This window comes from Brachybacterium sp. (assembly GCF_036379615.1).
In the GTDB taxonomy this organism is placed as follows: domain Bacteria; phylum Actinomycetota; class Actinomycetes; order Actinomycetales; family Dermabacteraceae; genus Brachybacterium.
This window is the reverse complement of sequence record NZ_DASVGJ010000040.1, coordinates 90,273-102,104: the sequence shown is the minus strand read 5'-3', so window position 1 is coordinate 102,104 and position 11,832 is coordinate 90,273. Positions and strand designations below refer to the sequence as shown.

Annotated in this window: 12 protein-coding genes; 7 read left to right on the top strand and 5 right to left on the bottom strand. The window is 67.9% G+C overall.

The features are described 5' to 3' along the window. Nucleotides 1–882: LacI family DNA-binding transcriptional regulator (locus VF289_RS07885; protein ID WP_330882806.1), on the bottom strand; the 882-nt coding region annotated here is incomplete at its 3' end. A 186-nt stretch (nucleotides 883–1,068) separates the two neighbouring features. Between VF289_RS07885 and VF289_RS07880 the strand changes: the two genes are divergently transcribed. The 5 genes from VF289_RS07880 (at nucleotide 1,069) to VF289_RS07860 (ending at nucleotide 6,389) form a co-directional block, all read left to right on the top strand. Further along, nucleotides 1,069–2,715, top strand: coding sequence for a sugar ABC transporter substrate-binding protein (locus tag VF289_RS07880; protein WP_330882804.1), 1,647 nt, complete (start codon nucleotides 1,069–1,071; stop codon nucleotides 2,713–2,715). A gap of 92 nt (nucleotides 2,716–2,807) precedes the next feature. Further along, nucleotides 2,808–3,713 carry an ABC transporter permease gene (locus VF289_RS07875; protein WP_330882814.1) on the top strand — a complete coding sequence of 302 codons (906 nt, stop codon included), beginning with the start codon at nucleotides 2,808–2,810 and terminating at the stop codon, nucleotides 3,711–3,713. Then, on the top strand, nucleotides 3,713–4,750 hold the full coding sequence (locus VF289_RS07870) for a carbohydrate ABC transporter permease (protein WP_330882802.1): 1,038 nt from the start codon (nucleotides 3,713–3,715) through the stop codon (nucleotides 4,748–4,750). Before VF289_RS07875 ends, VF289_RS07870 begins: the two co-directional genes overlap by 1 nt. Nucleotides 4,751–4,932: 182 nt before the next feature. Then, the gene (locus tag VF289_RS07865) at nucleotides 4,933–5,820 is read left to right on the top strand and encodes a glycosyltransferase family A protein (RefSeq protein ID WP_330882800.1); all 888 of its coding nucleotides are present in this window, start codon (nucleotides 4,933–4,935) and stop codon (nucleotides 5,818–5,820) included. Next, complete coding sequence (locus VF289_RS07860; protein ID WP_330882798.1) at nucleotides 5,817–6,389, top strand: hypothetical protein; 573 nt, start codon at nucleotides 5,817–5,819, stop codon at nucleotides 6,387–6,389. Before VF289_RS07865 ends, VF289_RS07860 begins: the two co-directional genes overlap by 4 nt. Nucleotides 6,390–6,393: 4 nt before the next feature. On the opposite strand, the gene VF289_RS07855 is transcribed toward VF289_RS07860, so the two are convergent. From VF289_RS07855 to VF289_RS07840, 4 genes are all read right to left on the bottom strand, one after another. Continuing rightward, nucleotides 6,394–7,800: an MBL fold metallo-hydrolase gene (locus VF289_RS07855; RefSeq protein ID WP_330882796.1), complete on the bottom strand. Its 1,407-nt coding sequence runs from the start codon at nucleotides 7,798–7,800 to the stop codon at nucleotides 6,394–6,396. Between the two features lie 175 nt (nucleotides 7,801–7,975). Next, nucleotides 7,976–8,239 (bottom strand): hypothetical protein, encoded by a 264-nt coding sequence (locus VF289_RS07850; RefSeq protein ID WP_330882794.1) that lies wholly within the window; start codon nucleotides 8,237–8,239, stop codon nucleotides 7,976–7,978. A gap of 139 nt (nucleotides 8,240–8,378) precedes the next feature. Further along, a complete protein-coding gene (locus VF289_RS07845; protein WP_330882792.1) occupies nucleotides 8,379–9,020 on the bottom strand; it encodes an ABC-2 transporter permease in 642 nt (213 codons plus the stop codon). Continuing rightward, nucleotides 9,017–9,868 (bottom strand): ABC transporter ATP-binding protein, encoded by an 852-nt coding sequence (locus tag VF289_RS07840; RefSeq protein ID WP_330882790.1) that lies wholly within the window; start codon nucleotides 9,866–9,868, stop codon nucleotides 9,017–9,019. Before VF289_RS07840 ends, VF289_RS07845 begins: the two co-directional genes overlap by 4 nt. A gap of 273 nt (nucleotides 9,869–10,141) precedes the next feature. Here VF289_RS07840 and VF289_RS07835 point away from each other — a divergent pair, with 273 nt between their 5' ends. Then, nucleotides 10,142–10,513 carry a hypothetical protein gene (locus VF289_RS07835; protein WP_330882788.1) on the top strand — a complete coding sequence of 124 codons (372 nt, stop codon included), beginning with the start codon at nucleotides 10,142–10,144 and terminating at the stop codon, nucleotides 10,511–10,513. A gap of 121 nt (nucleotides 10,514–10,634) precedes the next feature. Beyond that, complete coding sequence (locus VF289_RS07830) at nucleotides 10,635–11,717, top strand: hypothetical protein (RefSeq protein ID WP_330882786.1); 1,083 nt, start codon at nucleotides 10,635–10,637, stop codon at nucleotides 11,715–11,717. Nucleotides 11,718–11,832: the final 115 nt, after the last annotated feature.

The window sequence follows — 11,832 nt, the reverse complement described above, 5'->3', positions numbered from 1 at the left end:
GATGTCCTGGGCGACGGTGGTCAGTTGAGGGCGCATCCAACGGCTGACGGCCATGTCATCGAATCCGATGACAGACATCTGTCCCGGTACGTCGATACCGCGGTCCAGCAGCTCTCCGACCAGCTCAGCCGCCAAGGTGTCGCTCGCCGCGACCACCGCCGAGGGCTGGTCGGGCCGGCCCAGCAGCTGCTCGACCACTCTTGCCGCCGCCCGAGGCTCATGATCCGCGGGCAGTACGCGCACCGTGTCGATCCCTGCCTCCGCGGCAGCCTCACGGAGCCCCGCGAGGCGGTGGGCGACGACACCGTCAGTGGAATTCACAGGACCGGCGAAGGCCAGATGGCGGTGGCCGAGCTCGATGAGGTGCTCACCGGCCAATGCCCCGCCCTGGTGGTCGGCGACTCCGACAGTCCGCACGTGCTCGTCCCGCGAGTAGTTGTCGAGGAACACCAGCGGCCGGGCCTGGGTGCGCTCGAGTTCATTGATCTCATCGGACACCGAGCCGTAGACGATCAGGCCGTCCGTGCGCCAGGAGCCGAGTGTCCGGGCCGTCCCCACGACGTCAGCGCTGGACGCGGTGATGAATGCGGAGCCCGACGCGGAGACCGCCCGCTCGACCGCGCCGACCAGTATCGCGTCGTGGGGGTTCTCGAAGAGTTCGCGACGTTCGTCCGGGTGGTGCACGACCAGTCCCAGCAACCTTGATCGGTTCGTGGCGAGCGACCGTGCCTGCGCATCCGGGACGTACTCGAGGCCGGCGATGACCTTCTGGACTCGCGCGATGGTTGCTGCCGAGACTTTGTGCGTATGACCGTTGATGACGTTGGAGACCGTCATCCTGCTGACGCCGGCGGCTGCCGCGACGTCCCGAAGACTGTTCACACTGGCTCCTCTGGTATCCGTGCGCCGACCTACCGGTCGATGCTTGACCACGTGTGTGGAGGAGCCTACTGTGTGCCTGGTGGACCGGTAAACCTCGTCTGACCTGGCCGACTGGAGGCATCGGGGCAGGGGGGCGTCCACGGGGCAGGCAGTGCCGTCTGTTCCAGCTGCGATGAAGGAGCACCCATGTCGACGCGTTTCGGATCGTCCCGCAGGTACACCTCGCGCCGTGCGCTGCTCGGCGGCGTCGGCCTGGCAGCGTTGTTCCCGGCTCTCGTGGCGTGCGGGGGAGAAGCCCCCGCCGAGAGAGCTGCGAATGATGTCGCTGCCAACTCCGAGGTGCAGCTGCCGACCTATGTCGAGGAGACGGCAGTGACGCCGGACATCCCCGGCAAGAACGGGTCCACGCCCGGGTACACGACCTATCCGGAGGAGCTCCCCCAGACGGTGGATTCCCCTCCGGGATCGGGGAGCAGCTTCGAGCTGATGGTCCCCACCTGGAGCGCGGTGCAGTCGAACCTCGACAACGACTACACCCGAGCTCTCGACGAGGCTCTCGGTGCGACCCTGAGCTATCAGATGACCACCGGCAATGACTACGGTGACAAGCAGGCGGCTGTCTTCGCCTCGCCCGACGACGTGGCCGACTGGGTCTCCGTCTTCGGCTGGAACCCTCCTCCGCGCTTCTCGCAGGCTGTGGAGTCCGTCTTCCAGGACCTCACGCCGTTCCTCGGGGGCGACAAGATCTCGCAGTGGCCCAACCTGGCGAACCTCCCCACGACCGCCTGGGAGTTCGGCGTGTTCGGGGGCAAGCTCTACGGCATCCCCGTGCAGGGCGAGATCGTCACGGATGCGATCTTCTACCGGGCGGATATCTTCGACTCCCTGGGGCTCGATGCGCCGGCCTCGGCCGAGGAGTTCCTCGAGGTCTGCCGGGAGCTGACCGATCCGGGCGCGAATCGTTGGGCGACCAACGATCTGAACGTCGGTGCACCGAATCTGATGTTCGGCGCACCGCCGGCCTGGCGGCTCGACGATGGTGTCCTGGTCTATCGCTGGGAGACCCAGGAGTACCGCGACGCGCTCGAGTTCCAGATCTCGCTGTTCGAGAACGATCTGGTGCACCCCGATGTGGTGGCCGATTCCGGCGATGCCAAGCAGCGTTTCGAGTCCGGACAGGTCGCCATCCATTACGACGGCATCGGTGCGTGGGGGGAGTCCACTAAGCGGGTGCAGGCCTCGAACCCCGACTACCGCCAGGTGCCGATGAGCGATCTCTCGGCGAGCGGGTCGGACCCCGTCCGCTACGCCGGCAATGCCGCGAACTTCTTCAGCTTCCTCAAGAAGTCCGATGACACGGCGCGCATCGAGGAGCTGCTGGGCATCGCCAACTATTTGGCGGCCCCCTTCGGGACGAAGGAATGGGAACTGGTCAACTTCGGGACCGAGGGTGTGCACTTCGAGCGCGGCGAGGGCGGCGTCCCGGAAGCGACGGAGATGCTTGCCGACCAGCACCCCGGAGTGCTGTCCACTCTGGTGACCGGGCCGGTGGCGAAGTTCGACTTCGAGGATCCGGACCATGTCCGCGAGTACTGCGAGTGGATGGCCGGAGAGACCGAGCACATGGTCGAGGATCCGTTCTACGGCTACCAGGTCCCTCGCCCCGCGGAGTACGCCTCCCTGGACCAGCCGATGTACGACCTGGAGAAGGACGTCGTGCGTGGGCGCAAGTCGATGGATGACTTCGATGCGGCGGTGGAGACCTGGCGCTCATCGGGCGGTGACCGGATGCGCGAGTACTACCAGGGCGTCTACGACGAACTCGCGCCGTGACCTCCACACGTTCGGGCCATGGGAGGCCGCACGGTCCAGCAGAGGCGACGCCCGACGCCTCGGCAGCGGGCGCGACCAGACGGCGTGTCCCGCTGTCGAAGCGTCTGCGTCGGGACTGGCCGTTCCTGCTCATGGTGGTGCCTGCAGTCGGGTTGATGATCCTGTTCATGTACGTCCCGATGCTCGGCAATATCATCGCGTGGCAGCACTACTCGCCCTATGTGGCCCTCTTCGAGAACCCCTGGGCCGGCTGGGACAATTTCCTGCGAGTCTTCCGCACTCCCTCGTTCTGGGATGCGGTGGCCAACACGCTGGCGATCACCACGTTCCAGCTGATCTTCTACTTCCCGGTCCCGATCGCCCTGGCGCTGCTGCTGAACTCGGTCCTGACCCCGTGGTTGCGCACCTCGATCCAGTCGATCATCTACCTTCCCCATTTCTTCTCCTGGGTCCTGGTGGTGACGATCTTCCAGCAGATCCTCGGAGGCGCCGGGCTGCTGAACCGTGTGCTGCGGGACGCCGGTATGGAGCCGGTCGAGATCATGACCGATCCCGAGACATTCCTGCTGCTGGTCACTGCGCAGGCGGTGTGGAAGGACGCCGGCTGGGGGATGATCATCTTCCTCGCAGCGCTCAGCACCATCGACCCCGCGCAGTACGAAGCGGCCGCGGTGGACGGTGCCGGGAAGTGGCGGCGGATGTGGTCGATCACGTTGCCCGCGATCCGTCCCACGATCATCCTGTTGCTCATACTCCGCCTCGGCGACGCCCTGACGGTCGGCTTCGAGCAGCTGATACTGCAGCGGGGAGCCGTGGGGCAAGGAGCAGCCGAGGTGCTCGACACCTATGTCTACTACCAGGGCGTGATCGGCGGGGACTGGTCGTTCGCGGCCGCTGCCGGGCTGATCAAGGGAATCGTCTCCCTGCTGCTGGTGCTCGGTGCGAACAAGCTCGCCCATGTCTTCGGTGAAGCCGGTGTGTACCGGAAGGAGTCCTGATGAGTGTCAACGCACCTGGGTCCGGAGTCTCCGATCAGGCGGTTCCCTCTGCACGAAGAGCGCGCGGGGAAACCCGAGAGCCGGGAACCGGGGGATGGCTGGGACGGTCCGGCGGGCCGAGGAACCGGGCCAAGGCGTCTCGCCAGCGGCCCGCGTGGGCTGAAGCGCCCACTGCGGTGGAGAGGGTCGGCAAGAGCCTCGCCGTGGCCGGGATCGTGCTGGTGGTGCTGCTTCCGCTGTACACCGTGGTGCTCACCTCGGTCTCCTCCGATGCCACGATCAACGCAGCCGGTGGCATGGTGCTGATCCCGGGCGAGATCACCTTCTCGGCGTACTCCGCGATCCTCAGCGGGGGAGTGGTGACTCGGTCGATCCTGGTCAGCATCGGCGTGACGGCTGTGGGAACGGCACTGTCGACGGTGGTCTCGGTGCTGGCCGCCTACGGATTGAGCCGCACCAGCACTCTGCTGCACCGGCCGATCCTGTTCCTGTTCATCATCACGATGTTCTTCTCGGCCGGGATGATCCCGACCTATCTGGTCGTCTCCGGGCTGGGGCTGATCGATTCCTATCTGGCGCTGATCCTGCCCGGCGCCGTCTCAGCGTTCAACATCCTGATCCTGCGTGCCTTCTTCATGGGGGTGGACAGCAACATCCTCGAAGCCGCACGCATCGACGGAGCAGGAGAGTTCCGGATCCTGGGTCGGATCATCCTGCCGATGTCGACAGCCGTGATCGCAGTGATCGCCCTGTTCTACGGAGTCGGCTACTGGAACGCCTTCTTCAACGCCATGCTCTATCTGCAGGACAGCGCGAAGTGGCCACTGCAGATGGTCCTGCGCTCCTACGTGCTCGAAGGCGTCGAGCTGCCCGGTTCCGCGCGCACTCCGGCGGGAGTGGGGTCGTCGCAACCTGCCGCGAGCCTTGCGGTGAAGATGGCGATCGTGGTGTTCGCCCTGGTGCCGATACTTCTCGTGTATCCGTTCGTACAGCGGCACTTCACCAAGGGCGTGATCTTCGGCGCGATCAAGGGGTGAACGGGCAGTGCACGGCTGCATCGATCGCGCTCGTCGGGCCTCTACGGTCGGTGGGTTCGACCTGACGGTGGTGCCTTGATACCGTGACTGTTAGACAAGCTAGTGAATTCCTCCGATGACGTCGAAGGGTGTGACAGATGGGGACCCACGACCTCTGGGCCCCGTGGAGCAGTCGGCGGGCCATGGCCGCGCCCGCCCCCTCGAATCGCCCGACTGCCGTCGCCTCGGGACCGGCCCCCGCGGCGCACGGTCCGAGCTGCTCCGTCGTGGTGCCCGTGAAGGACGACGCGCGGCATCTGCGGCACCTGCTCGCCGATCTTGCCGCGCAGACACAGGCGCCTGCCGAGGTCATCGTCGTGGACAACGGGTCCAGGGACGACAGCGCGGAGGTCGCACTGCGGGCCGGCTGCCGGGTCATTGTCGAGTCGGCACCTGGAATCCCGGCAGCGGCGGCCGCGGGGTACAACGCTGCGCACGGCGACCTGATCCTGCGCTGTGACGCCGACAGCAGGCTGCCGCAGGGGTGGATCGCGGCCCATCAGCGCGCTCACAGCACCGGCGGGCGCTCCGTCGCACTGGTCACCGGTCCGGCGGTGTTCCTGCTGCCGCGCCACTGGGGGACTGTCGCCGCGATCGCCTATCTCGGTGCGTACATGCTGTGCACGGGGGCTGCCCTGGGCCATCTACCCGCCTTCGGCAGCACCATGTCGATGCGCAGAGTCTGGTGGGAGCGGGTGCGGGGCGAGGTGTCCTCGGACCCTGGAGTGCACGACGACATGGACCTCTCGTTCCGGGTGGCTCCCGAGGAGGACGTGCTGCTGGACTGGCGAGCGTGGGTGGGGATGTCCCCCCGGGCGCTGCTCCCCGGGCACCTCGCGACGCTGCGCGGGAAGCGAGCGCTGAGCACCCTCCGACGGAACTGGATCCGGCAGCGGCCGTGGGAGCGATGGGCCGAGCGTCTGCACCTCGACCGAGCCGCTGGCGGCGGCGCGGCGCGCAGGTCGATCGACAGGCAGGCCGTGCTCGCCGAACGGACGTCGATCGTCGATCAGGCAATGGACGTCCGGTGAGCGCCGAGCTGCGCGACGAAGCGGGGGGCGGGTCCACGGTCGAGGATGGCCGGGCGTGGGTCCGCGCTCTCGCCCTGTTGCCGGTGCGATGGTCGGGTCTCGCCCTCGCACTCGTCTTCGCGGCGCTCGGCATGTGGGTGGAGTGCGCGGTCTCGATGCTGGTCGCACTGGCGCAGGTCGTCGCCTGGCGCTCGTCACTGACTCTGGCCTGGGAGATCAGCAGTTCCGCCGTCTGCCTGTTCGCCGCGGTGAGCTCGTTCCTTCTCCTCTTCGAGCGGATCTCCTGGTGGGATGTCCCCACGCATCTCGCAGCGAACGGTCTGGTCGCGGTGCTGATCGCACGTGTCCTGAGCTTCGGGGAGCCCTCGACCGCGGCCATCGTGCGGTGCGGCATCGCGGCGGCCGTGGTGTGGGAGGGGATGGAGTCCGCGGCCTCGAGGTGGGTGGACTCCTCGATCTACACGGCGCCGGCGGACACGGCCCTCGACATCGCTGCGGGCGTGTCGGGGTCCATCCTCGCAGCGTTCCTCTGGCGGCGCGGCCGGGCTCGCAGACTCGGCGGGCCGTGACGGTCTACGCCTCGCGCCACCGCGCCCATCCCGCGTAGCTGCCCTCCAGCTCGGCGACGTCGTAGCCGGCGCGGCGCAGCGCGGAGGCGGCCACGGTGTTGCGCAGTCCGGACTGGCAGAAGGTGATGATCTGTCCCGCGTCCGGCTCGGGCAGCTCGCTCTGGCGGAACAGCACCTTGCCGGAGGAGAGCTGCTGCGCGCCGGGGATGGTGCCGCCGGCGTGCTCGGTGCGGGTGCGCACATCGATCAGCGTCCCCGCCTCGCCGGCCTCGATCAGCTCCGCCAGCTCGGCGGGGGAGATCACCGACGGGGCGACGCTCGGCAGGCCCTCGAGGGTGGGGAGGTACCCGATCAGCGCGTCGATGCCCACGCGCACGAAATGGTCTCCGTACTCGGCGGCACGGGCGGCGTCCGGTGCGAGCACCACCAGCTGCGCCTCATCGGTGTCGGGGTCGAAGGCCCAGGCGAGGTGGCCGGCGGCCTTCGACAGCATCGGGATGTGCAGCGCCCCGGGCACGGTGCCGGCGTGGACCTCGGCGACGGGGCGGGTGTCGACCAGAGCCAGGTCGCCGCTGTCCATGCCGCGCGCCAGTTCCTCGGCGGAGACCTCGCGCGGGGTGACGCGCTCGCCGAGCAGGGCCGGGCCCTCCTGGTTCTGGCGCTTCATGCGGGCGAAGTAGGCGTGGGCGTCGGGCTGGCCGTCCAGCAGCTCGTCGAGGAAGCCCTGCTCGTCGTCGTTCTTCAGGTGCTTGCCCCACCAGGCGAAGTGCCGCTCGTAGCCCACGGAGGTCGAGGGCAGGGAGCCGATCGCCTTGCCGCAGGCGGAGCCAGCGCCGTGGCCGGGGAACACCTGCACGTGGTCGGGGAGGCGCAGGAACACGTCCCGCAGCGAGGCGAACAGCTGCTTCGCGCCGGTGAAGCGGGTGTTCTCCATGCCGACCGCCTCATCGAGCAGGTCGGGCCGGCCCAGGTCGCCGGAGAACACGAAGTCGCCGGTGAGGATGTAGCCGGGCTCGTCCGCGAAGGCGCCGTCGGTGACCAGGTAGCTCAGGTGCTCGGGGGTGTGGCCCGGGGTGTGGCGGGCGGTGAGCGTGATCTGGCCGAGGGCGATCGTGTCGTGGTCCATGAGGCGCTCGGCCTCGAAGCCGTACTGCCAGTCCTCGCCGCCGGTGCCGGGCACGTAGGCGGTCGCCCCGGTGGCCGCGGCGAGCTCCCGCACTCCGGAGAGGAAGTCCGCGTGCAGGTGCGTCTCGGTGACCGCCACGATCCGCAGACCGTGCTGCGCGGCGAGGTCGAGGTACACCCGGATGTCGCGTCGTGGATCCACCACGATCGCCTCACTGCTGGCCTGGCAGGCGATCAGGTAGCTGGTCTGGGACAGGTCCTCGTCATAGATCCGTTCGAGAAGCATGATTCCTCCTGGACACGCGGCGGGCCCGGCACGGTCGGGCATGTTCCGAGGGTAATCCGTCGTGCTGGGTGGGCGTGTGCGCTGAGCTGTCGTGATGTGACCTCGCCGTGCGCCTGCGCCGTGTTCGCGCCGACGCGAACGGGTCCGGCGGGCGCCGCGGCCGACACGAACGGTGTCAGGTGGAGCGCACGTCCAGCAGCGAGTCGAAGGCAGTGGCCAGAGTGTCGGCCTGGGAGAGCACGTCACGGAGGAGCAGCGCGAAGGCCCTGCTGTCGTCCTCCAGGGTCGTGAGCACGTCAGGGCGACGGTCAGCGATCGGGTGCTGAGCGTAGTATTCGTCGACGCCGATGAAGAACGTCTCCCGCAACTCCGGGGGGAGGTCGGGGAAAGTCGATTCCAGCCAGACTTCTGCTTCAAGTCGCTCGCTGAAGGTGCTCACTGCTCGTGCCCTTTCGAATGGGGAGGTCACAGGATACCTTTCGCTCGGTGTCCGGGAGAAGTACTCCGCAGCGCGCACTCGCGGAGGGCAGACGGCTGCACGCGCCGTGACGCCATCGTGCGCCACGGACGCGGCTCTCCTACAGCTCGCGGGTGCGATAGGACGCGGTGGAGGTGCCGAGGGCGATCAGGAGTCCGAGAGCTCCGATACCGACGCCGACCGCGACGAGGGCGGCGGTCGGTGCGGGGGCGAAGATGTCCAGCAGGGGCGTGTGCAGCCCGGTGGCCTGGAGGACCCAGGCACCCCCGGCGATCACGATCGTCGGAGCGTAGGCCATCAGGCGGCCTCGCGAGTAGCCGATGCGGAAGAACACCGGCAGCTGGAGCGCCAGGGAGATCCCGACGAACCCAGCCCCTGCCGCCAGCGCGAGCAGGAGGATCGAGGGCGAGATGCTGCTGCCCCGGACGGCGGCGACGGCGACTGTCGCACCGACCGCCAGCGTGGTGGCGACGAGGTAGTAGACCACCAAGGACAGAGCCCGCCCGGCGACGATGGAACCCCGCGAGACAGGGAGGACCCCGTACAACGTGTCGAGACGTCCGCGCTCGTCGCCCAGGAAAGGCGTGGAGACCATCAGGGACGTGACGAGGGCGGCGGCGATGATCGCCATCCCGGGGAGAGGGAGGATGATGCCGACGGCGACGACCAGCAGCAGGGTGAGCAGGGTCTGTCGACGGGGGAACCAGGACTGCAGATCGAAGCGCAGGAAGACGGGGATCATGCGGCAACCTCCTCGGTGGCGTCGGCCAGATGGATGATGACGTCGTCGATGCTCGCGTCATCGATCACGGCGTCGGCGCCGAGCTGCGCTGCGTCCTGTCTCCGGAGCAGAGCTGACCAGCGCCCGCCCGAGCGCTGCAGTCCCAGGAGGGGGCCGGCGGGGGCCGGACCCGACCCGCGGACCAGGGCGAATTCCTCCGCCACGCTGTCGAGGGTGCCGTGGTGGGCGATGGTGCCGCCCACCATGACCACGAGGTCATCGGCCAGATCTACGAGGTCGGTCGTGATGTGGGTCGAGAACAGCACCGTGTGCTCCGGCTCGACCATGAACTCCCGGATCAGATCGCCGATCCGCCGCCGAGAGGCGGGATCGAGCCCGCTGGAGGGCTCGTCGAGGATCAGCAGGTCCGGGCTCTGGGCGAGGGCGGTGGCGACGGAGAGCTTGACCCCCTGGCCCCGCGACAGATCTCCCACCCGACGCGCGGACGGCACGGAGAGCTCGGCCAGCAGTGCGGAGAATCGCGCCTGATCCCACCGGGGATAGAACGGGCCCAGGCGACGACCGAAGCTGTCGACGGACCATTCGGGAGCGGCGGTCGGTTCGTCCAGGGCGATGCCGGTGGCGACCAGCGCCTCCCGGGATCCGGGGGCGTGGCCGAGCACCCGCAGGGAGCCTGCATCTGGTGTGAGCAGTCCGAGCAGGGCGCGGATGGTGGTGGTCTTCCCGGCACCGTTCGGGCCGACGAGGCCGAGCACTTTTCCCCGAGGCACGGAGAGCGAGAGGTCGCGGATCGCGAACCCTGGGCGCTCGATCGTCATGTCGTCGATGCGGAGTGCATGGTCGGTCATGGTGCTCCTGGTCTCGTCGGGCGGCAGCTCTCTCCGAGCTGCAGTTCTCTTCCTTCAGTCGACACCCTGCCCCAGGAGGACGGACACGGCATTGACCGCAGGGCGCTCGTGGAGGGCGACCTTCGACGGCCCTGCGAGGTGACGTGTCGTGATCGACGATCGTCGGTTGACCTTCCTGCACGACCATGTGCTTAGAAAGGCTACGTATATCATCACTGCAGTTGCTCATAGGCGGAGCGAGCTCGAGAAACTTTCGGTGTCGAGGAGGACTTCATGGTTCCCATGAATAGCGTGACCACCAGAGCGATTGACCACGCAAGGGATAGTGCAGAGGGGATTTTCTCTGAACGCGTGGTGCGCAACGGCCCCCTGCAGCAGACCGTGGTGGCGCTGAGAGAAGGTGCGCGCCTGGCGGAGCATGACTCGGATGTGCCTGCGTCCCTGTACATCATGGCGGGAGCGGTGCGCGTCGAGGCGAGTGAGCCGTTCGTGCTGCAGAGCGGGGATCTGCACGAGATGCCGTCACGGCGCCGCGGCGTCACGGCAGTGATGGACACGGTGATGTTGATGAGTGCTGTCACCAGCATTCCGAGTGAAGACTCGTCGGGGAGCGATCTGCACGATCACGTGCTCCCTCCCGCGTAGCCCGTCGAAGCCCTCCTGACCTCGAGCAGACGCCGAGGTTCCCGAGTCCGAGGCCATGACCATATGGTCGGCGCGCGTCTGCGATCTCCTCCCGGCGTGCGCCGACTGACAGGGTGGACCCATGAACGATGCGCAGAATCCTGTCCCGTCGGCTCCCGCACACGGAGTCACGGTGCTGCTGGTCGCCGATCCCGGCCTTCCCACCGCGCGGGCCCGCACCGTGGAGGACACGCTGGAGCGTGAGCTGAACAGCATCTACGGGCCGCCGATCGATCTCCAGGTGCAGACGGCCACCCTCCGGCTGCAGCCGGACGACACCCTGGATCTCTCCCAGGCGCTGGAGCAGTCGAGAACATTCGGGGATCCCGATGCAGTGCTGCTGCTCACCGAGATCCCCCGCGTGCACGACGGCGCGCCCTTGATCGCCGAGATCTTCCCCGAGCACAACATCGCAGTGATCTCCTGCCCCACTCTGGGGGTGTTCACCACCCGGCGCAGAATTCTGGATGCTCTCCTGAGCTGCACGCTGCGCATGCGACCCACGCACGAGCCGCGCGACAGCTCACGCTTCGAGCGCGGCTGGGCGCACTGGCAGGACGCGGACGATGCTGATGACCACCAGAAGCTGACGGGCTCCCGAGTCGTCGGCGGTGTGCGCACCGTGGCTGGCATGGTGCGCGGCAACGAGCCCCTGAGGACGGTGCCGAAGCTCTCCAGCGCGCTGGCGGCCGCCTCGGCGACCGGAGCGTTCGGTGTCTTCTACAGCTCGATCTGGTCCATGTCGATGTATCTGACCACTCAGCGCCTGCTGAGCATCGGCGTTCTCGCCGTGCTCGCGATCACCGGCTGGCTGATCATCGGCAACCGGCTGTGGGATGCGCCGAAGAATCAGGGCCTTGCCCGCGTGGTTCTGCTGTACAACCTCTCCACCGTGCTCACGCTGCTGATGGTCGGAAGTCTGCTCTACCTCGCTCTGGTGGCGGTCATCTTCCTCAGCGCCGTCATCGTCATCGATCCGGACTATCTCGCAGAGATCCTCCAGCGGGACGCCTCAGTGGTGCGCTATCTGGACATCGCGTGGCTGAGTGCAGCGATGGGCGTGGTCGCCGGCGCCCTCGGGGCGAGCTTCGACGAGGACGCGGACCTACGCACTCTCACTCACGGCCAGCGCGAGAGGCAGCGCCGATACGCGGAGGACGAGTAGCGGCGACGTCGCTCGTGCCGCATCGCCCCGGCGACGAGGGTGAGGCCGGGCCGGGCCTCCGGGCGGAGAGGGCCGACTCCTGGTGGACGCAGAGACCCGGCATGACGACAGGGTC